This window comes from Mesorhizobium sp. M1D.F.Ca.ET.043.01.1.1 (assembly GCF_003952385.1).
Taxonomy (GTDB): Bacteria; Pseudomonadota; Alphaproteobacteria; order Rhizobiales; family Rhizobiaceae; genus Mesorhizobium.
The window spans coordinates 547,117-572,745 of sequence record NZ_CP034444.1; the positions used below are offsets into that span (position 1 = coordinate 547,117).

Consider the following 25,629-nt stretch of genomic DNA (forward strand, 5'->3'; position numbering starts at 1 on the left):
GCTTAAAATTCAGAAGGTTTCACCGCGCACGCGGATGCATCGCTCCGAGCCAGGTCATCCGACCGGTCGGACAGTCGCGAATGGCCACGATTCCAGACCTCACCTCACCCGGCGAAGCCGCGGCGCGCGGCGGCCATGCCTACCCACATCAGCTTCAGGCCGAGCGCGCCGACGACGGCGCCGGCGGCGCGGTCGATCCAGTGTTTGGTGCCGAGATAGGCCGCGCGCGGCCGGCTGGCGGAAAAGGCGAAGGCGACGATGGCGTACCAGGCGAATTCGTTGAGGAAGAGCAGCGGTGGCAGCACGAAGAGCATCCAGAGCGGCGGCGATGCCGGCAGCATGGCCGCGAACATCGAGGCGTAGAAGATAGCGGTCTTGGGATTGGCGAGCTGCACCAGAAGCGCGCGGCGCAGCGCCCGCCAGAACGAGCCGGCGCGCGCCGATGCATCGCTGGCGATCTCGATCGGCTCATTCGCGCCGCGCCAGATCTTGATGCCGATCCACAACAGATAGGCGCCGCCGGCGATGCGCAGGACAATGTCCAGCCAGGCGACTTGGACGAGCAGCGCCGTCAGGCCGGCCATGGCGATGGTGGCGAAGATGAAGCCGCCGATGCCCATGCCGATCGCCGCCGCCAGGCCGTCGGCGCGCTCGCCGGCCACCGCGATGCGAGAGACGACGACGAAGCTCGGCCCGGGGCTCATCGCGCCCAGCAGGAAAACGCCAAGGATGGACAGGATGGTTGCAAGCTCGGTCAAGGCTCTTCTCCCAGGTCGATGTCGGTCGCGCGCAAACAATGCACGCGCCGTGCGCCTTGTCACCCCCTGGTGGCCTCATCCATCTGGCTGGAAGAGCCTGTTCCTACCAGTTCCTGCCAATTGGGATTTCGCCGAGGGTCCGCGGCAGCCCCAAAAACAAAACAAGGCGCGCCATCTGCAGATTCATAGGCGTACGGCCGCATCGCCAATCCCGCCAAAGCCCAATCCCACACCTTCGAGGTCTTGACGAAAATTGGCCGGCCTGTTTGAGACGGGGGGCAAATGGGGACATTTGCTCAATGCGGCGACGAGCAAGCGGGGGGCAAGCTGTGAAGGGCGTGTTTCGATTGCTTGCGGCGCTGGTCATGACGTTCGCCGTGGCCGGGTGCACCAGCATTTCCTATTACGCGCAGTCGCTGGAGGGCCATGTCGAGATCATGGCGGCGCGCAGGAATGTCGGGAAGCTGATCCGCGATCCTTCGACGCCAAATCCATTGCGCGCCAAGTTGGCGTCGGCCGCCGCCATACGCCGCTTTGCCACCGATGAACTGGCGTTGCCCGACAACAGCAGCTACCGCAGCTATGTCGACATCGGCCGGGACAATGTGACCTATGCCGTTTTTGCCGCGCCGCAATTTTCGCTCACGCCGGTGACATGGTGTTTTCCGGTTTTCGGCTGCGTTCCCTACCGGGGTTACTTTTCACGGAAATCCGCGACTGAAAGCGCTGCCGAACTGCAGCGACAAGGGCTGGATGTTTACGTCTCAGGCGTCACGGCATATTCCACGCTGGGCTGGTTCAGCGATCCGTTGCTCAGCACCATGCTCCGGCACGACGACACCTACATCGCCACCCTTGTCTTTCATGAACTGGCGCATCAGAAAATCTATGTGAACAACGACTCGGCATTCAACGAGTCTTTTGCAGTTTCGGTCGAAACCAGCGGCGCCAGAAAATGGCTTCGCGCCACCGGCAACCGCGCCGGACTGCGCCGCTACGAAGCCAATCGCAAGCGCAGCGCCGATTTTCTCGAGCTGATAGCGAAAACCCGGGACGAGTTGAGGCAGGTTTATGGAAGTCCGCGTAGCCCGGAGCAGATGGCGGCCGCCAAAGACGCCGCAATCGACAGGCTGCGGATGCGCTACCGGCACCTGCGCGACAACCGCTGGGCCGGATACCGCGGATACGACGCCTGGTTCGATAGCCCGATCAACAACGCAAAGCTCGCCGCGACTGCTGTCTACGGCGAACAGGTTCCGGCGTTCCTTCACTTGTTCGACTTGTGCTCAGCCGACTATCCCAGGTTCTATGCTTCCGTTCGACGGATCGCCGCCTTGCCCGCAGCGTCCCGAGCGGAGGCGTTGAAGACCGCGGCGACGTGCAATTGACCTGAACAAGCAAGAAGACCGTCGACAAACGCGGCCCTGAGCGACGCTGGCTCGGGCCGCCACGCGAGGCCGCGACGAGGCCGAAAAACAAAAAAAGGCCCCTTGCGGGGCCTTATCGCAACATCCTTTGCGCCCGGTCGGCGCACAGCTCCACTACTGCGTTTCACCGTTTCACGGAAACGGCGAAACGCCCTATCTCCTTATTTTTACGCAATTCCGGACGGAAAACCGCTCACACGTTCCCGGAGTTGCTCTAGCTCGAAAACGCAACGGTCACGCCGCGCTGCCGAAAATAAGCCTGCATCAACTTGCGGCCCGCGCGGTTGTTGTGCGCCAACTTGGCTGGATCGAACACCGCCTGTTTCATTCCTTCGCGTGCCAGCGCCGCCTTGAGCGTCGCGATATGCGCGTCGATGTCGGCATTGTCCGCCTTGAGCGAGGCATAGATGTTCTCGGTCGCCTGGGCCACGTTCGGTTCACTCACTTGTGTAGTCCTTAATTTGGTGGAGCGGCGGCTTAACACAGATTCGCGGCGCAGCAATACCGATGAGAGCACGGCGCCCGGGCCTGAAAACAAAAACAAGGCCCCGTACGGGGCCTTGTCGCAACAGCTTCGATGGTAGACCCCTGCCCTATTTTCCGGCCAGTTGCTTGGCGTTCTCCGGCGTGATCGCGGTGGTGTCCACCGTCACGTTCGCATCCACGGAGGTCGCGCAATCGAGCAGGATCTTCTTCGACATCTCGATCGCTTCCTTGGCGCCGGTCGGGTAAGTGAAGGTCGCCGCCCAGTCGCCCTTGGCCACCGCCTCGATGCCGCCTGCCGGGCCCGGCAGGCCGTCGGTGCCGATGATCTTGACGTCCTTGCCGGCGCCCTTGGCGGCCAGCAGCGCGCCTGCCGCCATCATGTCGTTCGAGGCATAGAGCACCTTGATGTCGGGGTGCGCCTGCAGCATGGCGGAAAAGGCGGTCTGGGCTTTATCCGGAACCCAGTCGGCAGCCTGCTCGGCGACGATCTGGATCTTCGGGTTGGCCTTCACGCCTTCCTTGAAACCGTTCAAGCGCTCCACCGCCGGGGTCGAGCTCGGCAGGCCTTCCAGCACCGCCGCCTCGCCGCCATCGGGCAAGAGCTTCGAGGCCGTGAACTTGCCGGCTTCCTCGGCGATCTTGAAATTGTCGCCGCCGATGAAGGCCGTGTAGTCCTTGCCGGGGTCGCCCACCGTCTTGCGGTCGAGCTCGATTACCGGAATGCCGGCATCCATGGCGCGCTTCACGGCGGGCGTCAGCGGTGCTGCCTCGAAGGGCGAGATCAAGAGGATGTCGACCTTCTGGGTAATGAAATTGTCGACCTGCGAGGTCTGCGTGTTGACGTTGCCGGCGCCGTCGGCGATCTGCAGCGTGAAGCCCGGCACCTCTTTGGCGGCCGCCGTCAGCTCGTCATTGACGTGCTGGCGGTAGGGCTCGGCGTTGTTTGCCTGCGAAAAGCCGATGACGAACTGGCCGTCCTTGGCGCAGGCCTTCACCATCGGGTCGGCCGCCTGGGCCGTTCCGGCCACGCATAGGCCGGCGCCTGCCAGCAGCGCGGCCCGCAGGACGCGCGATCCTCTCAGTGTGGTTCTCATGCTCAGTCTCCTCCTCGTCTGGCCCGGGGGCCAGACCTTCGTTGCGGTTCCTGGGGTTGCTCTTTCCGAATGCTGCCGCCGGCCTCCTATCGTCCCAATCCCTCGCGGCGGCGAACAAGGGATTGAAGCACTGCCGCGAGCACGATGATCGCGGCGGTCGCGAGCAACTGCGTGGCGGGGGTGATGTTGTTGAGCTGAAGGATGTTGGCGAGCGCGCCGAGCATGATGGTGCCGGCAACGGTGCCGACCATTGAGCCCGCGCCGCCGAACAGGCTGGTGCCGCCGATGACGACGGCGGCAATGGCCGTCAATTCATAGCCCATGCCGTCATTGGCACTGCCGAAGTTGAACTGGCCGGCGTGCACGATGCCGGCAAGCGCGGAGGCAAAGCCGGTGATGGCGTAGACCGAGATCTTCACCATCGACACCGGCACGCCGGAAATGCGTGCGGCGCGCTCGTTGCCGCCGACGGCGTAGACGTAACGCCCGAAGCGCGTGGTGTTGAGCACCAGGGTGGCTAAAGCGGCAAAGATGATGAAAACGATGGTCGCCACCGGCACCGTGTTATCGAACAGGCGCTCGCCAAGCACCGCGAACACCGGCGGCGCAAGGCCCGGTCCGTCGCCATAGGAGATGTTGATATACTGATTGCCGGAGACGATCAGCGCGAGACCCCGCGCCGCCTGCAAACCGGCAAGGGTAACGATGAAGGGCTCCAGCCGGAAGCGGGTGGAAATCGTGCCCTGGACAACGCCGAAGATGACGCCCATGGCAAGCACGGCGAGGATCGTGGAGATCAGCCCGAACCCGCCGGAGATCATCATCGTGGCGGTCACCACCGCGGAAAGGCCAAGAACCGCGCCGACCGAGAGATCGATGCCGGCGGTGATGATGACGAAGGTCATGCCGATGGCGATGATGCCGGTCTCCGACACCGCGCGCACGATGTTGGCGATGTTGTCGGGGTTGAGGAACAGGATCTCGCCATGGCGCCGGGGAGAGAAGATGATGCCGCCGATCGCCACCAGCACCAGCCCGATCAGGCTCTGGAAACGCACGATGATGGCCAGCGGGTCGACGCGATGTTTGGGCGCCGCCGCGGGCGGGTTCGCCGCCACCGAAATCTTCTGGTCCGACATCAGGCCTCCCTGCCGTTTGCCGCAGCAAGCACGGTGTGCTCGTCGACGCCGCCGATAAATTCCGCCACATTGCGCCCCTGGCGCAGCACCACGATCCGGTCGCAGAGGCCGATCAGTTCCGGCATCTCGCTGGAGGCGACCAGAATGCCCAGTCCTTGCGCTGCAAGAGCCCGCAGGCGCGTATAGATTTCGCCTTTGGCGCCGACATCGACGCCGCGCGTCGGTTCGTCGAGCAGCAACAGCCGCGGATTGCCGAGGATTTCCTTCGCCAGCACCACCTTCTGCTGGTTGCCGCCCGACAGCGCACCGACAGCGATGTCCGGGTTCTTCGGGCGGATGTCGAACTGGCCGAAGGATTGCCCCACTGCCTCCGCCTGGCGGCGCGGCGACATCAGGCCGGCCGGCGAGATGCGCCGGATCACCGACATCACCAGGTTCAAGCCCACTGCCATCCGAAGCATCAGGCCGCTGCCGCGCCGGTCGTCGGTGACGAAGGCGATGCCGGCCTTGCGCGCCGCGCTGATGGAGTCAAGCTTCACCGGCCGGCCACCGACCGCAACCTCGCCCTGCCAGCGGCCGGCAAGTCCGGTGCCGTAGAGCGCGGAAAGCAGCTCGGTGCGCCCTGCCCCCATGATGCCGGCAAGCCCGACGATCTCGCCTTCCTTGACCTCCAGCGAAATGCCGCTCGGCGGCTGCCAGCCGGCGCTTTCGCGGGCGAGCCTGAAGCTCGCATCCTTGAGGCTGAGCAGCGTCTTGCCGGCGCTCTTGGCGCGCCCGGGATAAAGCTCGTCCAGCGGCCGGCCGACCAGCAGGCGCACCAGCTCGGCCTGCGGCGCGTGCGGCTCGGTGATGCCGGCAATTCTGCCGTCGCGCATCACCGTCACGCGGTCGGCGATATCAGGCACTTCCTCCAGCCGATGCGAGATGTAGACGATGCCGACGCCGGTCGCGGCAAGCTTCCTCATGATGTCGAACAAGCGCTCGACCTCGCCGACGGTAAGCGCGGCCGTCGGCTCGTCCATGATCAGCACGCGGGAGGCGTAGGACAGCGCCTTGACGATCGCCACCACCTGGCGCTGGCCGATCGAGAGGTCGGCGACGAGGCGCGCGGGGTCGATGGCGAGCTCGATCGCTTCCAGCCGCCGTTTCGCCTCGCGGCGCATCGCCGGCACGTCGAGCATGCCGCGCGGCCGCATCAGCTCGCGACCGAGGAAGAGGTTCGCCGCGACGTCGAGCGAGGGCACGAGATCGAGTTCCTGGAAGATGGTGGCGATGCCGGCGCCTTGAGCCTCGCGCGGATTGCTGAAGGTGACCGGCCTGCCGTCGATGCGGATCTCGCCCTCGTCCGGCGTGTAGACGCCCGACAGAAGGTTCATCAGCGTCGACTTGCCGGCGCCGTTCTCCCCGAGCAGCGCATGGATCTCGCCAGCCTTGAGGTCGAAGTCGACGCCGCGCAGCGCCTGCACCCCGCCGAAGTGTTTCACCGCACCCGTGACGGAAAGCAGCGGCGCGCTCATTCCGGCCTCGCGTGGGCCGACCTCGCCTGGGCGGACCTCGCGTGGGCCGACCTCTTATCGGACGGCCTCGTTTGGGCCGGCCTCGCGCAGGATTGGCGTGCCTTGAGCGTCGCCTGCAGGCGCACGGCGTGGGGTGCCGCGTCACTCGAGGCGATGCGGGCGCTAAGCAGCGCCGCCGCCTGGCGGCCGATCTCGGTGCAGGGCTGCTCGACCAGCGTCAGGCGCGGCTCGAAGCAATCGGCCCATTCGAAATCGTCGAAGCCGACCAGCGAGAGGTCGCGCGGGATCGATAGACCTTTCTCCCGGATGGCGCGGACTGCCCCGATCGTCGTCATGTTGTTGCCGGTGACCAATGCGGTTGGCGGCGCGGGCAGCGACAGGATCGCATGCGTCGATGCCGTGGCGCTCGCCGTGTCGACATTCTCCGGCGAGACATAGTGCGGCAGGCATTCAAGTCCATTGGCGGCCAGCGACGCGCGGAAGGCGTCGACGCGCTCGCGCGTGGTGGCCAGCCCCGGCTGGCCGGCGATGTAACCGATGCGGCGGTGGCCGAAGGAGGCGACATGGTCGATCAGGGCGCGCATCGCCGTCTCGTTCTCGACGCCGATCTGATCGAAGCGGTCGTCGGCGAAGCGGTCGATCAAAACGCAAGGCAGCTTCTTTTCGGCGAGATAGGCAATCGCTCGCTCAGGCGCGCCGGAGGGCGCCAGGATAACGCCGTCGACACGGCGCTGGTGGAAGGCGCGCACCACAGACAACTCGCGGTCGGGGTCTTCCTGCGTGTCGGAGAGAAACACCATCAGGCCGAGCCGCGCGCATTCGGCCTCGACCGCGCAGATGATGTCGGTGAAATAAGGATTGGAGATCGCCGAGATGGCGAGCCCGACGCTGTTGGTCGAGGCGACTTTGAGCGAGCGCGCCAATTCGTTGGGCTGGTAGCCCATGGCGGCGATGGCGTCGTTGATGAGCTGCGCCTTCTCGGGCGAGACGAAGCGGGTGCGGTTGACGACATGCGAGACGGTCGAAACCGAGACGCCGGCGCGGCGCGCGACCTCAGCCATTGTCGGCATGACGGCTCTTATGGAGTGCCCGCAAGCTCTCCTCCCTGAATTGCGTTTCCCGTCCGCTCTGCGGCGGATTTGATGAAACCATAGAGCCATCGAAACGTTTGCGCAATCGATTCGATAGATGCTCATGACAGATTTTTGCCACGGGCGGAAAAGTCCTAAATCAGGAGGTGAAAGCGAGCCAGGCGGTGCCGGCAAGAAGCGTCAGCAAGGTCAGCGGCAGGCCGACCTTGAAGAAGGCCGTGAAGGACAATTCCTTGCCGGCCGCTTTTGCCTGCTCGGCGACGATGAGGTTGGCGACGGAGCCGAGCAGCGTGAAATTGCCGGCAAGCGTCGAGCTCATCGCCACGACCAGCCAGGCGCGCTCGGGGTTTTCCAGGCCGGGAATGAAGGGCCGCAGCGCCAGCACCGCCGGCACATTGCTCATGATGTTGGAAAGCACGGCGGTGAAGCCGGAGAGTCGCCAGACATCGTCGAGCCCGATGGTCTTTGCCCAGGCGATCATGTCGGGGGTGAGCAGCGTCTTTTCAGCGCCCGCCACAACCACAAACAGGCCTGCGAACATGAAGAGCAACGGTCCGTCGATCTCGCGGTAGATGCGATGCGGCTTGATCGCCCGGGTGACGAGCAGGAAGGCGCCGGCGATCAGCGCCGCCTTGGCGACGGGGACACCAGCGAAGAAGGCTATCGCCAGCGCGACGCAGACAATGGTCGCCTTCAGCACCTGGCCGGGCAGCATGCGGCCGCGATAGACCTCGGGGCTGAGTTCGGTGGGCCGCGAAAATTCAACGCGATAGAGGAAGCGCACGATGATAATGACGGCAACAAGGCCGAACAGCGCGACGGGTGCAAGCGCCGCGGCGAAGGCGGGATAGGAAATGCCGGACAGCGCGCCGATGACCATGTTCTGCGGATTACCGGTGATGGTGGCCACGCTGCCGCAATTGGAGGCGGTGCAGGTGGCGATAAGATAGGGAACCGGGTTGCGTTTGATGACGCGGGTAACGTGGACGACGATCGGTGCCATCACCAGGCAGATCGCATCATTGACCAGGAAGGCCGAGAGCACCCCGGTCAGCACCGTCACCATGATGAGCAGCATGAAGGGCGCATGCGCGTGTTCGATGGCAAAGCCGCCGAGCGCGCGGAAGGCGCCGGACACTTTCAGATGCGCCACCACGATCATCATGCCGAGAAGCAGCGTGATGGTGTCGAAGTTGATGGCGCCGTAGGCGTCCTCGATGCTGATCGCGCCGACGGCGATCATGGCCGCGCCGCCAAGCAGCGCGATGCCGGCGCGATCGAGCCTGAGGCCCGGAATGCGGCCTACGGCGACGCCGGCATAGGTAGCTACCAGGATGAAAAGCGCGCTCGCGCCCGTCCATGTCATTGCGAGATCCCCGTTCGCCACCCGGCAGAATCTGCCCGGGCCGCACTTTTGCGGATCACCTTTAGCAAGGGCTGCGCAAAGGGAAAGCGCTGACCGCTGGAAACTTGCGCCAGCCGTCCCCCGCAGCTTTACATTTGAGATAGCTAATGTAACCTTTTCTGAAAAAATCGGACCGGCAATCCAGTCGTTGGGGACTAAACGGATGAACACGGTCGTTGACGGGGACCATCGCGTCTCGCCCAGGGGGAATCCGACGCCCTCAACGGAATGCCTGCGCTGCCATGGCGCCAGGAAAGTCTTCCTTTGCGCCCGCTGGATCGGTTCCAACGGCCATTGCTGTCCGGAAGGGACGCATCGCCTGAGTTGCCCAGGACATAGCGTCGTCTGTGTGGAATGCGTCGGACGCGACGGCCGCAACACCTGACTGGTCACGTTTCAGGGAGCTTGCAAGCACGGCCGGCCCGCAAGCGGCCGCCGCCCTATGGCTTGATCACCTCTGCCCTGTTCTCGGTCGTCGCCTGAACGCGTCTTCCTCGGATCTGGAACCATTCCAGCATCCGCAACGTTGGAACCAGCCCACCTGGGACAACTGGAGGCAGGCAAATGGGTGTGTCGATCCTCATCGGCATCCTGATCACCTTCCTTGTGGTGATCCTGGTGCTTTATCTCATCCAGCGCCTGCCGCTCGACGGCCGCACAAGGCAGATCGCCCAGGTCATCGTCATCATCATCGGCATTCTCTCGCTGCTCAGACACCTTGCGGTGTTCTAGCGGCGATCCATATCTGTCACCGCAAAGCCATGACTGGAAGCGGTGCCTCGATGAAAAGTCTGTGGATCGCCCTTGTTGCCGGCACGATGTTGTGGACCGCCGGTGCCGCCGATGCGCGGCCCGACACCCGCACCATGACCTGTACCGAGACGCAGGCGCTGATTCAGGGCCGGCACGCCGCAGTGCTGACCACGGGACCCAACACCTATGATCGTTTCGTGCGCCAATTCGGCAACGAGTGTGACTGGCCGGATGTCCCGATGTCGGTCGCGGTTCCGACCCGTGACGGTTCGTGCCGCGTCTACCGCTGCGAGGAACCGGTCTTCGACTTCCCTGGTTGAGCGACGCTTCCAACCGCGTTGCGGAACCGTTGCGGTGGCACGCGAATTGTAGCGACTGGTGATATCGATATCCCGGCTGCAGGAGGAACGGCCATGTCCAACGATGTTATGCGCAGCGGCAGTTGCCTGTGCGGCGGCGTCCAGTTCCGGGTGACCGGCGAGCCGCTGAGGGTCGGCCTTTGCCATTGCAAGGACTGCCGCAAGACCAGCGGATCGGCCTATCAGGCCTTTGCCATATGGCCGCGACAGGCATTCGAAAGCGAGGGAATCACCAGCACCTATGGCGGACGAAGCTTCTGTCCGACCTGCGGCAGCCGCTTGCCGACGGTCCGCGAGGATGAGGTCGAGGTGATGATCGGCAGCCTGGATGTCGCGCCGACCGAAGGATTGGAGCCCAGTTACGAACTGTGGATCGGTCGACGCGAGCAATGGTTGCATCCCCTGCCTGATGCGCGCCAGTTCGAGAATGACCGGACCGTCGCCGATTCGGCGGCCGATCGTGGCGAACCGGAGACGGGACAGGAGTCCTATCTTAGGTCAGCCTAAATTCCCAGAACGCGGCAAGGCTTAAGTCCAGACCAAGAGCCATCGGTCCCGGCAATGCCCTGAAATGGCCGGACGCAGGCAGCGTGGACCTCATCTTCTTCTTGACGTCACGCATTTTCAACCACCGGTCGGTTTGCCAGTATGGCAACGGCCGCTAGCATCTTCGGCGCGGCGAAACCTTTTGGAGGCCGCTTCGGCCGGCGCGGCTCAGGCAACACATCAGCATTACCGCGCCGGCCTTGCAAGAACGATAGAATGCCCGGCCTCGGCGTTGCGTCCGAACGAATACAACTTTTAAGGTTGTTTCAAATTCAAAGGTTTTTTCTTATCGCATGAAGCACCAAGCTTCAGTTGCGACAGAGAAGTTAAAATTGTTTCGGCAAAAGAAAATCTTTCATAATCCGCATTTCTGGTCATGCCAAATAGGCGGCCAAGGCTATGTAAGCAGCAGCAGGCCTTATGATTTCCGATCTCGTACAAAAGGCCAACTTTGTTTCTTTTGAGTTTTGCGACATAGTACTGGCGAATCTTGAAACCGAACGGGGCGGTTTTCATGACGCCGGCGCCTGAACGCAGCCGCAACATGCATATGCGGTATCCACCGATCGACGGGTTCTGGACCTGGGACATCAAGCGCGATCGCGTCTATGGCGACGCTAATCTGTCCGCCTATTTCGACCTGACGCTCGACGAATTCTCGCACGGTGCGCCGCTGGAACGGTGGATGCAAAGCATAGAGCGGGAAGACCAGCCGAGGGTTCGGCTGGCGATCCGCAAGGCAATCGAGCGCAGGTCAGGCTTCCGCGAGGTCTACAAGGTCCGCTCGGAAAAGATGGGGCTGCGCAAGATCCTGGCCGTCGGCCAATGCTATGTCGACGGCATGGGCGAGGCAGCGCTCTATCCCGGCTGGTTCGTCGACCTGACGCAGGACGCCACGTGGGAGGAGCACTCGCTGCGCGAAATCCACAATCATGTCGAGCAGGCCAAGGAAATCGCCCAGTCGAGCGGGCACGACATGCTGTCCTACCTCCTGGACAACATCCAGGAAGAGATCCAGCAGAGGCTTGGCGAGAAATCGAGGAGGCGCACCTGAGGCGATCTCTGACAGGTCTTGGGCTAGCTTCTAGGCGGAAGCCTGCCGCGCCGGCCGATCTCGGCCGTCACCAAGCGTGCGAAATGCGACTGGGGCGAGCGGCGCTCGATAAGCCTGGCTCGCTCGAGGGCGGCGTCGCCATAGAACTCGATCAGCACATTGGCGGCTTTGGCGGCGTCGGCCTGCAGCCTTCCCACATCGGCCTGTGCGCTCCCACTCGAGGGCTCGCTCCTGGCAATCACGTCAAGCATGGCTTGCAACTTGTCAGGAGTGCTGCCCTCGTCTTCGTGCATGGTCACTATCCGATTGGGGGCGTAAAATATCGACATTTCCGCGTGTTGTCCAACAGCTTCGTTGATCGAGCGCGGGTGCAACCGGGTACAGCCTGACCGTGAGTCGGACCCATAACCTTCGTACAAGCATAGTCAGCCAAACTTCCCATGCAGACATTGGGGGCACCGATGGACCAGCCAAGCAAAATGGAAAACCTGCAGTTTGCGCAGGGGATCTTGCGGGAGCTTCGCCAGAAGGCTGAGGCTGATGGCGAAAAGCTTCTGACCTATCTCATCGACATGGCCTATCTCGAAGCCAGCGACCGCATCCGCGCCCATTGGATCGGCAGCCATGAAAACGAGAACCGCCGGGCCAAAGGCTGAGGCCACTGTTCCAGCCGGGAGCGTGCCGACAAGGTATCGGCCGGCGCCCGAAACGCAAAAAGCCCGCCATGCCTTTCGGCACGGCGGGCGCGATCATGCATGAGAACCTATTGCGTAGCCGCTATCTTATGATGCGGCGGCCTTTTCACGGACCGGAAGCTTCCAGCCCGGCCGGACGAAATGGCAGGTATAGCCGTTTGGGTAGCGCTCCAGATAATCCTGATGCTCGGGCTCGGCCTCCCAGAAGGGACCGGCCGGAGCGAGCTCGGTGACGACCACGCCCGGCCAGAGGCCCGAGGCGTCCACATCGGCGATCGTATCCTCGGCCACCCGCTTCTGCTCCTCGCTGGTGTAAAAGATCGCCGAGCGGTAGCTCATGCCGACATCGTTGCCCTGACGGTTCCTGGTTGTCGGGTCGTGGATCTGGAAGAAGAATTCGAGCAGCGTGCGGAAACTGGTCTTGGCCGGATCGAAGACGATCTCGATCGCCTCGGCATGGGTGCCGTGATTGCGATAGGTTGCGTTCGGCACGTCGCCGCCGCTGTAGCCGACACGCGTGGAGATTACGCCCGGAAAGCGGCGGATCAGATCCTGCATGCCCCAGAAACAGCCGCCGGCAAGGACCGCGCGTTCGGAAGAAGCCATATCAAACCTCCTTTGGATTTCTCCATAGGTGGGGATTGTGGCCTGCTTCTTCCAGCCGCTCAAGCAGTTGAAAAGGGCGATCGGAAAAGGGTGGTTGGAGCGCAACCAAACGCGGCGCTGGATTTCTGCCGATGTTCGCCGGTCGTGCAACCGGCGAGCATCGGCAGCCTCAGGTCAACCTCACTTGAGCCCCTTGTCGCCCCTGCCGTTGTTGCCGGGATTGCCCCGGTCATGCCCCTTGCTTTCGCCACCGAGGCAGTTGGCGTCGCCAACGCCGCAGCAGCGGCCGGCCCACAGCTTGTTGGTCGGCGTGTTGTTGCATTCGTAGATCTGCTGGCCTGCCATAGCGGAGCCGCCCAAGGCTGACACGGCGACAGCGGCAAGAAGTGCATTGCGAAGTATCCTGGTCATTTGAATTCTCCATGCTGTGGTTTCGTCTGCAACCCTGTGTCGCCTGACGGGGACCGGTTGGTTCATTAAGCGTTCAGAAAATTCGTGATTGCCGGCAACTCGCGCCCTGCCTGTCGGAACCCGGGATCGCGAAACAGCGGCGCCTCATTCTTCTTTCGCTGTCTTGAACCGCCGCACCACCACCTCGAACAGGATGTCCGAAATCCACATGGCAGACACCCCGATGAGGAAGGCGGCGGCTAAAGTGGTGGTGTCGTCGGCGGCGTCGGGCATCGGCAGGCCGCTCGCCTGAACCCAAGCGACAACGGGCAGCGTCAGATAGGCGGCGGCCAAAGCGCCGCAGATCGGCGAGGCCACCATCTCGCGCAATTTGTAGTGATGGCGCGACAGCGCCCTCAGCACCCCGCCGGCAAGACCGGCGGCCACCACCTGGCCCTTGACGCCGAGCAGATCGAAGATGTCGTGCATCAGGGCCTCCACCCGCAGAGTTTTGCGCCCTTGCGGTTGTGGGCGAGAAGCGCCCTCGCCTCCTCGTCCGACAGCGTATCGACAGCCCTGGCGGAGAGACGCAGCGGCGAGGAGACGATGCAGAAGCCGCTTCTGGCCGTTGCGCAGCCGCCAAGCGCAACGAGGAAGGCGGCAACGATCAGTCCCTTGCCCATGACTTCAGCTCCTTCCTGACCGCATCGGCGGGCAACGCGCCGATATCGTTGTCGACCTGACCGGCGATATCGCGGGCCGCCGCCTCGCTCGCCGCCTGCCTGGCGCGCTCGACCCTGGCGCCGGCCAGCCGCTGGTGAAAGCCCCAGCCGAGAGCCGCAATGAGGGACGCGACCACGCCCAGGATGGCGGGATTGCCGGAGAGGAAGGACAGGAACGCCGTCATGCCAGCCACCACACGGCGAGCGCGCCTACAAGGAGCAGCGCGCCGATGACCCAGGGCAAGGCCTGGCGTAGCAGTTCGGTGAAGACCTCGACCATTTTGTAACCTCATTTCGACCAGTGGAATCTGTGGGCGAGCGCGTACCAAGCCTCGGCGGCGAGGCTGAGCGCCAGGCCGACGGCGGTTTCGAGCGCCATCTGGATGTCGGGATCGGCCGAAAGCGCCGCGGCGTCGCCGGCGCCGAGCAGGCCGCGCGCGACCAGAACGCCGGCGCCATAACGCAGCGCGATGCGGATGATGACGGCGATCATTGGCAGAGGACTCCAAGGAGATTGCATGGAAGATGCGCGGCCCAAGCGGCGGCCGAACCGAACGCCAGCGCGACCAGGGCGAGGACACCGACGGCCTTGCGGGGCGATGGCCGGTCGTCGCCGCCAGAGGCGCTGACGGCCGGCTGCCCCGCGGCGGAGGTCGGCGTCTGCGGCGGCCGGGCGGGCGCCTCAGGCCGCGCCGAGATGAGCAACGCCTCGCTTCGCACCGAGGCGACGCGCGCGCTCCAGCCCTTGCCGAAAGTCGACCAGGTCGGCAGGCGGTGCAGGAAGGCGAGACGCATATCGCAAAGCGCGTCGATGACGGCGCCGGCGGATTTCGCCCGGGCCGCCGCGAGCGTGGCCGGCCCGACGCGGCCGTCCTGCGCAACGCCGAGCACCGCCTGCAGATATTTCCCAGCCCTGCCCGGCCCGCTGTTCACGGCGAAGTCGAAGACGGCATAGTCGACACCATCGGGAAGCTGCGCGCAGGCAACCGAATCCCAATAGAAACAGCGGTACACCGTTGCGATTTGGTCATCCGTGATCTTCATCAGATCGGCCTTTCCGGCGTCGGCCTTCACGTAGCGGCGGAAGTTGGCAAGTGTGACGCCCTTCATGGTGGCGCCGCCGGGATCGGCTTTTTTGTCCGACCAGCCGCCTTCGGATTTGAGCACGAGCGCAAGCGAGCGCGCGAAGTTGCGGTCCATGGGAGGTTCCTGGGATGCAGATTGGGGTGGAAAAGTTTGCCGGCGAATTGCGTTCGCGTGGATTTAGCTTTTTAGAAAAGCCTTAATTGCCGCATGGTAATGTCTGAAAATGGCGGTTGGGCTCCGCCGGGTTGAATGGGCAGCGGCGTTGCAAGGCCTAGGGGTTGGGCAAAATGGGTTTGGCGTTTTTCGAAACAGGCGAGTGCCAAGACTGCGGCGGCACCGGCACGATATTCGAATGCCCGAGATGGCGAAGCTCGAACGGCCACTGCTGCCCGGCGGGCACGCATCAGCTTAGATGCCCAGGCACCAGCGTGCGCTGCGTCGAGTGCGAGGGGACGGGCGGATCACGAATGGTCGAGGGATGTACGATCGAAAGCGTGACCCAAGGATAGGTCCTGCCGCGCCGGCAAAAAGTCAACATCGAATAGCCCTCAGGGGTAAACAGACGCGCCCGAGAGCATTTCCACACTTTGGGCTCCAACACACCTGGTCGAGCGAGGCGCAACCGCCTGAAACCGCCATGGGCAGCTCGAGTGCCGGCCATCCCCTCCCGGTTCAAGCACGGATAGACGGCCGCGATCTGCGCACCCCGTGATCTTCCCCGGATCGGCCTGGTGCATCGGCCTTTATGCAGCCGCCTGAGGGCGACATATCTGCGCCGCTTTCATGGAATCCGAGCAGTATGACCGTTTTATAGGCAGAACCGAGTCGATGCCGCGGTTGATCGGGGTTTTCTTTCCGGTGGGAGTTGAGATAGGAAGGGACGCTGGTTGCCTCCAGCAATGGCCCGACCTGAAGGCCCGTCTTGATGCCTGTCGAGCACCACCTGCTAACTACATGAGCGTTATGACCGTATTTTTCCACGCCAGTTCACGATCCAACTATCGAAACCTGGCAACACCGATCATAAGGCGGCTCAGGCAGACACAATACTTTCCACTGCTCACACTCTTCGATCGCCATTGGTACGCTTCCCGCTACCCGGATGTGATCGGCTTCAGAGGCGGCGCTTTCGCGCACTACGTCCGCTTTGGAGCCGCGGAGGGCAGAGACCCAAGCCCTTATTTTTCGACCCGCTACTATGTTCGCCAAGTCAGCGGGGTCTCACCCGGAGGCGCCGTCCAGCATTATCTTAAAAAAGGCTGGCGCATGGGTTTGAATCCCCATCCTCTCTTCGATACCAAATGGTATCTCGGCGAAAATCCCGATGTTAAAATAGCGGGGGTCAACCCGCTTCTTCACTGGATTCTTTTTGGCATCCGCGAGGGCCGAATGCCATCTCCGGCAATCGACGCTGTCTGGTATCTAAGGCTGTACCCCGATGTAGCCGCGGCCGGTGTTAACCCGGGTGACCACTTCTTCCGGAACGGCGGATCCGAACTCCGAAATCCGAATGCATATTTCGATGCCGGATGGTATCTGGACACCTATCCTGATGCCGAGGATTTCGCGCAGAACCCGCTTTCCCACTTCATCGAATTTGGCGCGGCGGAGGAACGTGATCCAGGGCCGAAGTTCTCGACCCGAAAATATCTGGACCAATATCCAGCCCTGCGCACCGAAAAGACGAACGCGCTTGTCCATTTTCTGACGCAGGGCCGTGCGAAGGGCCTGCAGCCATTTCCGAGCGATCGCGGCCTCACAGTACCCCGTCGCTACTTTTCATCTGGCGAGCTCTCGGCTGGCGCCGTTTCCGGCCTTCAAGAACCGGAGTTGCTTTCCGTCCGGCAAAACTTCCTGTTTCGGCCCCTGAACGTCGAAGTGGACCCCGCGCTTTCCGCCGATCCACGCGTACTGATCCTGCTGCCAGGACTCAATCGGCGATACGCCACCGGCGGTCCGAACACTGCCTATATCCTCGGCGCGCTGCTCGCGGAGGCCGAAGTTCCGATCAGCTTCGTCTCTGTCGATGCTCCTCCAGATACGGACATCGGCCCGCTGAAGAACCATATCCGCCAGCTGACCGGCGTCGATTGCGACAAATACGGTGTCCAGTTTCTCGACGCCAGCAATCGGCAGCGGCCATTCAAACTCGGGTACAACGACATTCTGTTCGCAACGGCGTGGTGGACGGCTCAACCGGCCAAAGCAGCCGCAGCAATGCTCAGGAATCGCCGCATCTACTATTTGATCCAGGATTTTGAGTCCAAATTCTATGGCGGCAACGATACCCATTCCGTCGCGCAAGAGACTTATAGCTTTGACCATCTTCCGGTCATCAACACCACATTTCTCCGCGACCAATTGGCTGCCGAAAAGATCGGTCGATATGCAAATCAGGACTTCGTCGACTCAGCGATAGTGTTCGAGCCTGCTGTCGATAGGAGTTATTTCTATCCGCAGCAGCGCCCCGCGGACGCTCCACATCGCCTGCTGTTTTATGCTCGTCCCACCATGGCTGAACGAAACCTCTTCGGCCTGGGTCTGGCGGCCCTGAGAGCAGCCGCATCCAATGGCATGTTCGACGAAGGCGCCTGGGAATTCATCGCGATGGGCGAGGATATCCAGCCAGTATCCTTGGGCGGCAAACATATGCTCAAACCTGCTCCGTGGCTTGATTTCCCGAAATATGCGGAGCTGATGCGAACGTCGGATATGCTTCTGTCTCTGATGTTCTCTCCCCATCCCAGCTATCCGCCGCTCGAGATGGCAGCCTGCGCGAAGCCGGTGGTTACAACTTGCTATGGTGTTAAAACGCGCGAGCGTCTGGCGCAGGTTTCGCCGTACATCTTTGGTGTCGAGCCGACCATCGACGAGATCGCATACGGCATCTCGCGAGCGCTTCTCACGCGGGACCGCCCGATATCGGGGATGATCGATCATCTCCAGGCTTTCCCAACAAGTTGGAAATCGAGCCTGTCGCTCATATTGCCTCAGTTGCTGGTTGAATTGAAAAAGGATGGGATCACGCCGCGGACCTCGCCACCCCTGCCCCGGTTTGTGAAACAGGTTTATCGCCGAACACTCCCCGGAGAAGTCGAGTTGGCTATCGAGCGGCGCAAAGCTTTTTATCGAGACGCCGCCGATGGCGATCTCATTGCTTATCTTGGCATTGGCAGGAACCGTGTCGAACTGGAAGCTTTTAAAGGCCCTCTTCTGGCGCAAGATTCCAAGCATGCGCCGGAATGGATGGTGAAGGCCGCCGGCAGTCGTGCGCTCGGCGACATTCCACCCGACACAGTCCATGTGCAGCTTATCGACACCGCTCTTCGAGACACCCTGGAGAGAAGCCGAAAGCGCTATGTCGTCTGGCTCCAAAGCGCCTGCGAACTTCTTCCCGATGCTACAAGGATCATCGAGGCAGCACTGGAACAATCGGGGCTTCCGGAGGTGCTCATCGTGACCGGCGAGCCTTATGACGGCAGAGGCAGTCGGCATGCACTATCGGACCCCATCGTTGTTATTGACCGACGCGCTCTTCTTTCTTCGGGCGTCGATCTGGAATCATTTGATCCAAAACTAGCCGTGAAGCTCATCCTCGGCGATCCTGCCAAGGCGCCTCGGTTGGATGAACATCTGGTGCTTTTCAGAAGCGAACAAAAATAATGGTGAACTCCCCTCAGAGCGCGATTCCATACGCGTCCTACTTTGAGCAGCATCTGGAAAGTCGATTGGCGAGCGCACCGACTGACCCCAAGGTATCGATTTCGGTGGTCACGACCGTCTATATTAAAACGAACGTGGCTCTGTTCTTGGAGACCGCGAAGTCGATTAAGGCGCAGACCGTTACGCCGCATGAATGGCTTGTCCTATCCCACGGCCCGATTTCTGATGACCTTTCGACCGCATTGGAGCGATTGAGGGATGAAGGCGCTCTTAGATGGCTTACGTTGGACAAGAATCTCGGCATCCAGGGCGGCCTAAGGTATTGCCTGGAGCAGGCAACCGGTAAATTCATCCTGAGCTTGGACGCCGACGACCTCCTGACGCCAGATGCTATTGCACTTCTTTCCGACGCGGCAGCGGAGTCGCCGGAAACTCTCGTTTTCTATAGCGACGAAGATATCCTCGTCGACGATGTGCCAGTCCATCCCTTCTATCGGCCGGCCTTTGACCCGGTCCATTTGTTCTCACATTCCTACATTTGGCACTGTATCCTCTTCCACCGCGCGACGGGCCTCGAACTGAACGCCTACACAAACGCACGGACCGAGTATGCTCAGGATTGGGACCTGCTGATTCGATTTGTTCGAGCCGGACATGAACCGGGGCATATCCCCGAAATCTTGTACCATTGGCGTCACCACCGTTCTTCGCTGTCGAACAGCGGCAGTCTTTTCGAGGGTTCCGTTAGCTCGATCAAAGGTTGCCTCGACGCGATCAGGCTTGGTGACTTTGCGGATTTGCTTTCGATCGAGGAGTATCCGATCGGCCCACCGGCGTCGGATTTCTATTTGCGACGCAGCGCCTCGAATGTGCCGTCGTGCCTGTTGCTCACTATGTCGGACTCCGACGGTGTGCCCAGCGCCGACATCGAGGGGGATGTTTTCTGCCGATCAGCGCATGTGCGGGTCGATCGGGGAATCAATGGCCTGCATGCGCTCAAGGGGGCAATCGAGGACAGCGGCGAAACCTTTGTCTGCCTTCGCAACGACACCGTGACCGATTTCGAGGAGCTCGGGATCCTTCAGGCCTTCAAGCATCTAGAGCTGGTGCCGTCGGTCCAGGTCGTGAGCGGTATGCTCTCCAGCAAATTGGGAATGGTTCTTCACGGCCCGGTGGTCAGATTTGACGGTAAGTTCAGCGACCTGAGCGCAGGCCGACCGGCTACCGGCAACAATGCCCATATGTTCAACATCTGGAAGCCGCATTGTGTCGATCTTCCCTGTCTCGATCTGATGATCGCCGGACGCGACTTTCTGCTCGATGCCCTTGCTGCGGCGCCGGCGAATCTCGCCCTGCGCTCGCTGTCCTGGTGGTTGGGCAGGACAGCCCGTCTGACAAAGCAGCGCGTAGCTTTTGAGCCGCTTTTCATGGGATTTGTGACGGACGAGACGAAGCTCACGGGTGATCCGCCTGCGTCGCTACTAAGAGCCGAAGCGGCTTTCGGCCCATCCGACTTCCATGGCAGCCAGCCGCGAGGGCTTTCCAGGATTGCAGGCATGTCTGGACGTCACATGCGTTAGCAAAGAGTGGGCTACAGCTATGCTGGAGCACCGCGCAGTTGGCCACAACGCCTGGGCGCATAGGTAGAATTATGAAAATTGCCGTCTTGTACTTGGCCCGCAAGAGCGGCGAGCACATCGCGCGGTTTGCCGCATCCTATCAGCATTTTCCGGCTGGCACCGACCATGAGTTGATCATCCTCCATAAAGGCGAAGGCGCTTCATGGTTTGCTGGAGGCCAGCCACTGTCCCACTTCCGGCACAGGCCCATCGTTGTTCCTGAGAGCATCGGCCAAGATATTCATGCCTACAAATACGCAGCGCAGAGGATCGATGCTGACCTGATCCTTTGTTTGAATACCTATGCCGAGATCAAAGCTGCCGACTGGCTGGCGAAGATGGTCAGCCACATTATCAGGCCTGGCGTCGCGGTGGTCGGGGCTATGGGATCTCACGAGAGCTTTCGCGATAGCTACAAGCTTTCAGTGAAGGTTGCTTGGGTGCTGGCTAAAAGACCTCGTTTCAATGCCCGTATCGCGCGTGAATATCGGTTCATCGCAGTCGGCCAGAGCGCGGGTTGGCTTACAGCAAGCGATTCTCGGATGAACAGAGCGTACCGCTTCATCGCAGATTGTTACCAGCGCCGCCCGCGCCTCCAATCCGTCGCGGAAGATTTCGAGCCGTATTGGGAAGAAGCCGTGCCGAAAACAAGCTGGCTCTATCGATTCCCTTCCTTCCCAAATCCTCACATAAGGACGAATGCATTTTTAACAAACCGTCAAACGCTTTTGGCTACACCTCTCGATGGCGACAATGACAGAGAGGCATGTCTTTTGTTCGAGAGCGGCGAGCGCGGTCTGTCCAGATCTGCGACCGGCCGTCTTATGGTTATCAACTCCGACGGCAAAGCATTTGAAACTGATCGATGGGCAGAGAGCCAAACCTTCCGCCTTGGGTCTCAATCCGGACTGCTCGTCGGCGACAACAACACGGACTATTGGAACAAGCTTGACGAGCACGAACGGATAACCGTTTCGGGCACGACGTGGGGTGTGGGTCGCCCGCGACGCTTCCCCACCTTTCCTTGATCATATCTGAGGACGGTGCGACAGCATCCCCTGCCGAGGATCGCTGGTGAAATTTGCTTCCTGATTGGAGGCATCGAACACAAAACGGTTTCGGGCGCCCTCCAGGCATCCACGCAACCTCTTGGATTATGCGATGGCTAGGTAGCCATCGCCGACAGTTCGAGTTACTAGGAGCATTGACTTGATCTGGGGAGGATCTTATGAGCGCCACGGCTTTGCTTCGAAAACTAAAGGGCTCAATGTTTCCGAAACTGGTGCTGGATAGAACGCCGCTAGACAATCAAATCGCGGAGTTGAAGAAAGCTCTCGGAGACATTACGGCCAAGTATGAGGCTGCGCTGACCGCAGTGCACGCCCCGGCGGCGGCGCCGACGACGTTTCATTTCAATGGCTACGATATCCCAGTAGACCTGATGCAGATGACGGGCGGCGGGCCGGAGACTTTTGAAGAGATCTCCGCCATGCACCAGAGCAATCTGGCGAAGTGGATCGGCATCAAACCCCAGCACCACGTCCTGGAAATCGGCTGCGGCATCGGCCGAGACGCGATCCCGCTATCGACAATCCTTAGCGATGGCAGCTACGTCGGGGTCGATATAATAGGACGATCAATTGAGTGGTGCACAGCGAACATTGGCGCCAGAAACCCCAACTTCAAATTCGTCCACTACGATGTTGACGACCAACTTCACAATCCAGGTGGAACGACGAGCACAGAAGCCATTGTCCTGCCAATCGAAGATCGGTCCATCGATAGGATTTTTCTATTTTCCGTCTTTACGCACATGTATCAGGAGGACATCGAGCACTATTTGCACGAGTTCAGCCGCGTCTTGAAACCGGATGGCTTGGTCTATGCGACCACATTCATCTACGACGACGCCGTTCTGGAGAGCGCGCGCAGCACCAACAAGACGATTTTCAATCTCCGGTTCGAGCATGAGCTGCACGAAGGGTGCCGGATCAACAACCTTGAGTACCCGCTTGGTGCGGTCGCCTTCACAAGGGAACTCTGGCAGAAGATGCTGATCGCCGGCGGCATGAAATTGGCCAAGCCGATTCTCAACGGACAGTGGTCAGGCCTTTACGATAAGTTCGATGACGGCCAGGACGTTTTGATTCTTCAGCCGGCACAAATTATGCATTCGCTGACCGGCCTTCCTCATACCAGTTAGTGCCGTCCCAAGTCATTACCAGCATGTCTGATGCGGAGGTGGTGAAGTTTCCGGCCATCTTCAGATTGCTGCCGGCGGTGACTGTGAGGATGCCGTCGAAAATCATGCGGATTGTCGCGCCGGCGACAATACCTGTGCCGTCAATCGTGGCGATATTGGTCGTACCCGACACGTGGAACAGGTTGCCAGTCGGCACGATGGTCGCGGCGCTGGCTACCGTAGTTCCCATGAAGCTGTGGAAGATGCCGCTGACGTTCCACCCCGACTTCAGGTCGTTGATATCGAAGTCAGCTCCGTCGTTGGCCGTTCTGACAAAGACCCCGAATTGACCTCGCCCATTGCTGCTGCTTCGGGTGAGTCCAAAGCCGGCCTTGGCGGACCGCGTCTCGGAGCTGGAGCTTGTTACCTGAAAGCCGATGGCTGCCGTACCCGACGCGCCATTGTCGTTCTCCAGCCTTGCAAGAATTCTCTGCGCGTTGACCGCATCATAACCATGCAACTTGCTCTGCGGGGCCTTCGCGTAGCTGCCGATGATGAGGAGGCCCACGGGATAGCTGCGGCCGGTCTCGATCCAAGCTGCCCCCAACTTACGGAAGGACATCATGGCCCCGTTTGGTGGTGACGTGTTTTGCGCCCCGCGAAGCACCAAGGATGCGCTATGTACCAGCATAGTATTGGCGTCAGCGATGTGAAGTTCGATTTCCTGCCTGTCGTAGCCATCATCAAAGGTAGTGATACTTGTAGCCCCGGCGTTGTTAGTTATAAGGATGTTGTTGACGACCTGAGCAACCGATGGCGTGGTGTCGCCGCTAACCGCGATTGTGAGGTTGGCAACTGGCTGATTATCGTAGATGTAGCTCTGTCCAGCACTGCCATCGCCACCAACGATCGCGTCAACGGTGCCGTCCCCAACGTTGCCATGAATGGTGTTTCGGGTGGTGCTCGACGCCTGGTAGATGCAGAAGAACCCGCCAGTCGTGTTGTTGAATGAGTTGTCGGCGATGATGTTGTCTGCGCCACCTGTCAGGAAAATGCCGAAATTATTGATCCCCGAGGGAGCACCCGGCGTTGAGACCGTGTTTCCACTCAAAACGTTGAAGTGGGCGTTGGACATGAAAATGCCTGGCCAGTCAGCCTGTGACGAGATGTGCGTCTTGTAGATCAGATTGTCGGCAATCGGAGTGTAGACTACGTTGACCAGGCTTATGCCCTTCACGCCCGCATTGATGTGATTGTTCCAGACACCCACCCAAGCATTTGCCGTGCTGCCGTCTGACATAATGCCGGTGCTGACTCCAACCAGACGGCAGTCCTCAATCGCGAGGCCGTCCCCGTAAGACGGAGTATCGGAGGTGGAATGAATGCCAACCTCGCAATGATAGGCGTGGACCTTGCTGACATGGCAGTCATTGCACCGCAACAGCTTGATGGCGTCGTTCATTTCGAATGGCGACTGGTTATCCCCGGCAATGCCCTTGATGCTGCATCGCTCAATCGTGCCGTTCCATCCATCCGTAACGACAATGCCGTTGTCCCAGTAGTCGGCGTCCACATCCAGCCCCTGGATGCTCAGGTCATGGTAGTGGAACATGATGGAGGTGGAAGAAGCGCTGGCCGGGCTGATGGTGTGCGAGAGGGCGGTGCCGCCGCTCGCCTGGCTGGTCTTGATGCTGAAATGGTGCAGCTCGATCTGCCGGGACCACTGGACCTTTCCGGCGGAGTGGGTGGAGGTGATGTCCAGACCGCCGTCGCTGCTGGTCCAAACGAGGATCGAAATGTCCTCGCCCTGCCCGCCAAGAGCCAGGCCAGCCGTGCCGATGTTCTTGGTGATCCTGGAGCCCAGCGTGATGGTGCCCGCAGGGAGTTCCCCGGCGATGCCGGTGTAGACGAGGAAATCCAGGAAGGCCGAGAACGCGGCGGCGCTGTCGGCGCCGTTCAAGGTGACGCCGAACCACAGCGGCGATATGGCCCTTACCGCACCTGAGCCGGAGACGAGATCGATGCGGCGCCATGCACCTGAGGCCCCGCTGGCGTCGGAGGACGGCGCGACCAGCACACCCTGCCAGGGATCGTTTGTGACATTCACCGCCTGATTGGAGGCATCAAACACAAAGATACCGTTCCGCCCGCCCTCGTTCCAGATAAGGGCAACCTTGTCCCTGCCGGTGTCGAGCACCGCGAGCGCGGCGCGGTCGGCAACATAGACCGGCGCGTCGATGTAGTCGCGCGCGACCGCCGGCGCCGTTCCGCCAAGGGGATATTCGACAATGCTGATCGGATCATCGCCGATCACGGGATCCAGCGTGTTGAAGCGGAATGTCTTGCCGGCGTTGATGGCGCCTTCCTGCACTGCAACCGTCGTGCCCTTCTGCAGGGTGCGAGCCGTGCGGGCGTCGGCCGCCCGATACCACTGACCTGCCGAGACGGTGCGGATGCCGTTCTCTGAGCCGTCGGTCTGGTCTTTGACCAGGATGCGGTCGCCGACTTCGGTCTGCACGCCGTCGATCACCAGCAGGCCGCCGGTGTCGACATCGATGTTGGCGACAGTCGCCAGGCGCACGGGTTCGCGTTGGCGACATAGACGACATCGGCCTCGGTGTCCCAGGCAAGCTCTATCGCCGCGGACGGATGGTCCCAGCCGAAATCGAGCGCGCCGATGCGCGGCCACCAGCGTGGCAGCCGGAAAGGCTCGCAGGCGATCATCTCCTCCGGCACCGGGAAGATGCGGCCGGAGCCCAGCACCGGTATGCCTTTGGCGCGGGCTTCCCGCTCATGCTCCGGATAGGCGGCGATGATCTCGGCGCGCTGCTCAGGGCTGTAGTGCCCGGCATCGTCGATGGTCATGAAGGTGACGTGACGGGACATATTAGCTTGCCATAATTAAATACTGCGACGAATTAAAGCCATTGATAATACTGTCTATTGGTGCAAGGTTGCCAGCGGGTTTGGGGGAGATACATGATCCGCATTGCAATCGTCGTGGCCATTGCTGCCAGTGCATCAGCATGCCAATCGA

General features: G+C 61.3%; 28 protein-coding genes. 10 read left to right on the forward strand and 18 right to left on the reverse strand.

Annotated elements, in window-relative coordinates; translation table 11 throughout:
• Positions 1-104: 104 nt before the first annotated feature.
• On the reverse strand, positions 105-704 hold the full coding sequence (locus tag EJ067_RS02730) for a LysE family transporter (protein ID WP_189510689.1): 600 nt from the start codon (positions 702-704) through the stop codon (positions 105-107).
• 419 nt (positions 705-1,123) lie between these two features.
• On the opposite strand from EJ067_RS02730, the gene EJ067_RS02735 reads away from it, so the two are divergent.
• Positions 1,124-2,146 carry an aminopeptidase gene (locus tag EJ067_RS02735; RefSeq protein WP_189510692.1) on the forward strand — a complete coding sequence of 341 codons (1,023 nt, stop codon included), beginning with the start codon at positions 1,124-1,126 and terminating at the stop codon, positions 2,144-2,146.
• A 253-nt stretch (positions 2,147-2,399) separates the two neighbouring features.
• Here the strand turns inward: EJ067_RS02735 and EJ067_RS02740 are convergent, their stop codons facing one another.
• From EJ067_RS02740 to EJ067_RS02765, 6 genes are all read right to left on the reverse strand, one after another.
• On the reverse strand, positions 2,400-2,630 hold the full coding sequence (locus EJ067_RS02740) for a hypothetical protein (RefSeq protein ID WP_126089474.1): 231 nt from the start codon (positions 2,628-2,630) through the stop codon (positions 2,400-2,402).
• 148 nt (positions 2,631-2,778) lie between these two features.
• Positions 2,779-3,765, reverse strand: coding sequence for a substrate-binding domain-containing protein (locus tag EJ067_RS02745; RefSeq protein ID WP_126084558.1), 987 nt, complete (start codon positions 3,763-3,765; stop codon positions 2,779-2,781).
• Between the two features lie 86 nt (positions 3,766-3,851).
• Positions 3,852-4,904: an ABC transporter permease gene (locus EJ067_RS02750; RefSeq protein WP_126084559.1), complete on the reverse strand. Its 1,053-nt coding sequence runs from the start codon at positions 4,902-4,904 to the stop codon at positions 3,852-3,854.
• Entirely contained in the window at positions 4,904-6,421 is a 1,518-nt protein-coding gene (locus tag EJ067_RS02755) for a sugar ABC transporter ATP-binding protein (protein WP_126084560.1), read from the reverse strand. Before EJ067_RS02755 ends, EJ067_RS02750 begins: the two co-directional genes overlap by 1 nt.
• Positions 6,418-7,491, reverse strand: coding sequence for a LacI family DNA-binding transcriptional regulator (locus tag EJ067_RS02760; RefSeq protein WP_126084561.1), 1,074 nt, complete (start codon positions 7,489-7,491; stop codon positions 6,418-6,420). The genes EJ067_RS02755 and EJ067_RS02760 overlap by 4 nt, the downstream gene beginning before the upstream one ends.
• Before the next feature lie 160 nt (positions 7,492-7,651).
• Positions 7,652-8,878, reverse strand: a complete 1,227-nt coding sequence (locus tag EJ067_RS02765) for an anion transporter (RefSeq protein WP_126084562.1) — start codon at positions 8,876-8,878, stop codon at positions 7,652-7,654.
• Positions 8,879-9,481: 603 nt separating this feature from the next.
• Between EJ067_RS02765 and EJ067_RS02770 the strand changes: the two genes are divergently transcribed.
• From EJ067_RS02770 to EJ067_RS02780, 3 genes are all read left to right on the forward strand, one after another.
• Complete coding sequence (locus tag EJ067_RS02770) at positions 9,482-9,649, forward strand: Thivi_2564 family membrane protein (RefSeq protein WP_126084563.1); 168 nt, start codon at positions 9,482-9,484, stop codon at positions 9,647-9,649.
• 50 nt (positions 9,650-9,699) lie between these two features.
• On the forward strand, positions 9,700-9,990 hold the full coding sequence (locus EJ067_RS02775; RefSeq protein ID WP_126084564.1) for a hypothetical protein: 291 nt from the start codon (positions 9,700-9,702) through the stop codon (positions 9,988-9,990).
• A 93-nt stretch (positions 9,991-10,083) separates the two neighbouring features.
• Positions 10,084-10,536 (forward strand): GFA family protein, encoded by a 453-nt coding sequence (locus EJ067_RS02780; protein WP_126084565.1) that lies wholly within the window; start codon positions 10,084-10,086, stop codon positions 10,534-10,536.
• 294 nt (positions 10,537-10,830) lie between these two features.
• Here EJ067_RS02780 and EJ067_RS02785 read toward each other — a convergent pair whose 3' ends face one another.
• On the reverse strand, positions 10,831-11,091 hold the full coding sequence (locus tag EJ067_RS02785) for a hypothetical protein (protein WP_126084566.1): 261 nt from the start codon (positions 11,089-11,091) through the stop codon (positions 10,831-10,833).
• On the opposite strand from EJ067_RS02785, the gene EJ067_RS02790 reads away from it, so the two are divergent.
• The gene (locus tag EJ067_RS02790; RefSeq protein ID WP_126084567.1) at positions 11,090-11,629 is read left to right on the forward strand and encodes a hypothetical protein; all 540 of its coding nucleotides are present in this window, start codon (positions 11,090-11,092) and stop codon (positions 11,627-11,629) included. The two genes, EJ067_RS02785 and EJ067_RS02790, sit on opposite strands and share 2 nt — an antisense overlap.
• 23 nt (positions 11,630-11,652) lie before the next feature.
• Here the strand turns inward: EJ067_RS02790 and EJ067_RS02795 are convergent, their stop codons facing one another.
• Positions 11,653-11,922 (reverse strand): hypothetical protein, encoded by a 270-nt coding sequence (locus EJ067_RS02795; protein WP_126084568.1) that lies wholly within the window; start codon positions 11,920-11,922, stop codon positions 11,653-11,655.
• Between the two features lie 168 nt (positions 11,923-12,090).
• On the opposite strand from EJ067_RS02795, the gene EJ067_RS02800 reads away from it, so the two are divergent.
• Positions 12,091-12,285 (forward strand): hypothetical protein, encoded by a 195-nt coding sequence (locus EJ067_RS02800; protein WP_095778310.1) that lies wholly within the window; start codon positions 12,091-12,093, stop codon positions 12,283-12,285.
• 126 nt (positions 12,286-12,411) lie between these two features.
• Here the strand turns inward: EJ067_RS02800 and msrA are convergent, their stop codons facing one another.
• The 7 genes from msrA to EJ067_RS02835 form a co-directional block, all read right to left on the reverse strand.
• Entirely contained in the window at positions 12,412-12,930 is a 519-nt protein-coding gene (gene msrA / locus EJ067_RS02805) for a peptide-methionine (S)-S-oxide reductase MsrA (protein ID WP_126084569.1), read from the reverse strand.
• Positions 12,931-13,110: 180 nt separating this feature from the next.
• Entirely contained in the window at positions 13,111-13,341 is a 231-nt protein-coding gene (locus EJ067_RS02810) for a hypothetical protein (protein ID WP_126084570.1), read from the reverse strand.
• 144 nt (positions 13,342-13,485) lie between these two features.
• The gene (locus tag EJ067_RS02815) at positions 13,486-13,809 is read right to left on the reverse strand and encodes a hypothetical protein (RefSeq protein ID WP_126084571.1); all 324 of its coding nucleotides are present in this window, start codon (positions 13,807-13,809) and stop codon (positions 13,486-13,488) included.
• On the reverse strand, positions 13,809-14,003 hold the full coding sequence (locus EJ067_RS02820; protein ID WP_126084572.1) for a hypothetical protein: 195 nt from the start codon (positions 14,001-14,003) through the stop codon (positions 13,809-13,811). Before EJ067_RS02820 ends, EJ067_RS02815 begins: the two co-directional genes overlap by 1 nt.
• Positions 13,988-14,227, reverse strand: coding sequence for an ABC transporter permease (locus EJ067_RS02825; RefSeq protein WP_126084573.1), 240 nt, complete (start codon positions 14,225-14,227; stop codon positions 13,988-13,990). Before EJ067_RS02825 ends, EJ067_RS02820 begins: the two co-directional genes overlap by 16 nt.
• A 104-nt stretch (positions 14,228-14,331) precedes the next feature.
• Positions 14,332-14,535: a hypothetical protein gene (locus EJ067_RS02830; protein WP_126084574.1), complete on the reverse strand. Its 204-nt coding sequence runs from the start codon at positions 14,533-14,535 to the stop codon at positions 14,332-14,334.
• The gene (locus EJ067_RS02835) at positions 14,532-15,242 is read right to left on the reverse strand and encodes a glycosyl hydrolase 108 family protein (protein WP_126084575.1); all 711 of its coding nucleotides are present in this window, start codon (positions 15,240-15,242) and stop codon (positions 14,532-14,534) included. The genes EJ067_RS02830 and EJ067_RS02835 overlap by 4 nt, the downstream gene beginning before the upstream one ends.
• 669 nt (positions 15,243-15,911) lie before the next feature.
• On the opposite strand from EJ067_RS02835, the gene EJ067_RS02840 reads away from it, so the two are divergent.
• From EJ067_RS02840 to EJ067_RS02855, 4 genes are all read left to right on the forward strand, one after another.
• Positions 15,912-18,791: a hypothetical protein gene (locus tag EJ067_RS02840; protein WP_126084576.1), complete on the forward strand. Its 2,880-nt coding sequence runs from the start codon at positions 15,912-15,914 to the stop codon at positions 18,789-18,791.
• 65 nt (positions 18,792-18,856) lie between these two features.
• The gene (locus EJ067_RS02845; RefSeq protein WP_189510330.1) at positions 18,857-20,371 is read left to right on the forward strand and encodes a glycosyltransferase; all 1,515 of its coding nucleotides are present in this window, start codon (positions 18,857-18,859) and stop codon (positions 20,369-20,371) included.
• A gap of 71 nt (positions 20,372-20,442) precedes the next feature.
• Complete coding sequence (locus EJ067_RS02850; RefSeq protein ID WP_126084578.1) at positions 20,443-21,438, forward strand: hypothetical protein; 996 nt, start codon at positions 20,443-20,445, stop codon at positions 21,436-21,438.
• A gap of 200 nt (positions 21,439-21,638) precedes the next feature.
• Positions 21,639-22,613 (forward strand): class I SAM-dependent methyltransferase, encoded by a 975-nt coding sequence (locus EJ067_RS02855; RefSeq protein ID WP_126084579.1) that lies wholly within the window; start codon positions 21,639-21,641, stop codon positions 22,611-22,613.
• Here EJ067_RS02855 and EJ067_RS02860 read toward each other — a convergent pair.
• Both EJ067_RS02860 and EJ067_RS02865 read right to left on the reverse strand, forming a co-directional pair.
• Entirely contained in the window at positions 22,576-25,173 is a 2,598-nt protein-coding gene (locus tag EJ067_RS02860; RefSeq protein WP_126084580.1) for a NosD domain-containing protein, read from the reverse strand. The two genes, EJ067_RS02855 and EJ067_RS02860, sit on opposite strands and share 38 nt — an antisense overlap.
• Positions 25,119-25,478, reverse strand: a complete 360-nt coding sequence (locus tag EJ067_RS02865) for a terminase family protein (protein WP_348639514.1) — start codon at positions 25,476-25,478, stop codon at positions 25,119-25,121. Before EJ067_RS02865 ends, EJ067_RS02860 begins: the two co-directional genes overlap by 55 nt.
• Positions 25,479-25,629: the final 151 nt, after the last annotated feature.

Bases quoted from the DNA above. Each gene is read 5' to 3' on its own strand.
- EJ067_RS02730 (WP_189510689.1), bottom strand. From the start codon at position 704: ATGAGCCCCGGGCCGAGCTTCGTCGTCGTCTCTCGCATCGCGGTGGCC.
- EJ067_RS02735 (WP_189510692.1), top strand. From the start codon at position 1,124: ATGACGTTCGCCGTGGCCGGGTGCACCAGCATTTCCTATTACGCGCAG.
- EJ067_RS02745 (WP_126084558.1), bottom strand. From the start codon at position 3,765: ATGAGAACCACACTGAGAGGATCGCGCGTCCTGCGGGCCGCGCTGCTG.
- EJ067_RS02750 (WP_126084559.1), bottom strand. From the start codon at position 4,904: ATGTCGGACCAGAAGATTTCGGTGGCGGCGAACCCGCCCGCGGCGGCG.
- EJ067_RS02755 (WP_126084560.1), bottom strand. From the start codon at position 6,421: ATGAGCGCGCCGCTGCTTTCCGTCACGGGTGCGGTGAAACACTTCGGC.
- EJ067_RS02760 (WP_126084561.1), bottom strand. From the start codon at position 7,491: ATGCCGACAATGGCTGAGGTCGCGCGCCGCGCCGGCGTCTCGGTTTCG.
- EJ067_RS02765 (WP_126084562.1), bottom strand. From the start codon at position 8,878: ATGACATGGACGGGCGCGAGCGCGCTTTTCATCCTGGTAGCTACCTAT.
- EJ067_RS02770 (WP_126084563.1), top strand. From the start codon at position 9,482: ATGGGTGTGTCGATCCTCATCGGCATCCTGATCACCTTCCTTGTGGTG.
- EJ067_RS02775 (WP_126084564.1), top strand. From the start codon at position 9,700: ATGAAAAGTCTGTGGATCGCCCTTGTTGCCGGCACGATGTTGTGGACC.
- EJ067_RS02780 (WP_126084565.1), top strand. From the start codon at position 10,084: ATGTCCAACGATGTTATGCGCAGCGGCAGTTGCCTGTGCGGCGGCGTC.
- EJ067_RS02790 (WP_126084567.1), top strand. From the start codon at position 11,090: ATGACGCCGGCGCCTGAACGCAGCCGCAACATGCATATGCGGTATCCA.
- EJ067_RS02785 (WP_126084566.1), bottom strand. From the start codon at position 11,091: ATGAAAACCGCCCCGTTCGGTTTCAAGATTCGCCAGTACTATGTCGCA.
- EJ067_RS02795 (WP_126084568.1), bottom strand. From the start codon at position 11,922: ATGCACGAAGACGAGGGCAGCACTCCTGACAAGTTGCAAGCCATGCTT.
- EJ067_RS02800 (WP_095778310.1), top strand. From the start codon at position 12,091: ATGGACCAGCCAAGCAAAATGGAAAACCTGCAGTTTGCGCAGGGGATC.
- msrA (WP_126084569.1), bottom strand. From the start codon at position 12,930: ATGGCTTCTTCCGAACGCGCGGTCCTTGCCGGCGGCTGTTTCTGGGGC.
- EJ067_RS02810 (WP_126084570.1), bottom strand. From the start codon at position 13,341: ATGACCAGGATACTTCGCAATGCACTTCTTGCCGCTGTCGCCGTGTCA.
- EJ067_RS02815 (WP_126084571.1), bottom strand. From the start codon at position 13,809: ATGCACGACATCTTCGATCTGCTCGGCGTCAAGGGCCAGGTGGTGGCC.
- EJ067_RS02820 (WP_126084572.1), bottom strand. From the start codon at position 14,003: ATGGGCAAGGGACTGATCGTTGCCGCCTTCCTCGTTGCGCTTGGCGGC.
- EJ067_RS02825 (WP_126084573.1), bottom strand. From the start codon at position 14,227: ATGACGGCGTTCCTGTCCTTCCTCTCCGGCAATCCCGCCATCCTGGGC.
- EJ067_RS02830 (WP_126084574.1), bottom strand. From the start codon at position 14,535: ATGATCGCCGTCATCATCCGCATCGCGCTGCGTTATGGCGCCGGCGTT.
- EJ067_RS02835 (WP_126084575.1), bottom strand. From the start codon at position 15,242: ATGGACCGCAACTTCGCGCGCTCGCTTGCGCTCGTGCTCAAATCCGAA.
- EJ067_RS02840 (WP_126084576.1), top strand. From the start codon at position 15,912: ATGGAATCCGAGCAGTATGACCGTTTTATAGGCAGAACCGAGTCGATG.
- EJ067_RS02850 (WP_126084578.1), top strand. From the start codon at position 20,443: ATGAAAATTGCCGTCTTGTACTTGGCCCGCAAGAGCGGCGAGCACATC.
- EJ067_RS02855 (WP_126084579.1), top strand. From the start codon at position 21,639: ATGAGCGCCACGGCTTTGCTTCGAAAACTAAAGGGCTCAATGTTTCCG.
- EJ067_RS02865 (WP_348639514.1), bottom strand. From the start codon at position 25,478: ATGTCCCGTCACGTCACCTTCATGACCATCGACGATGCCGGGCACTAC.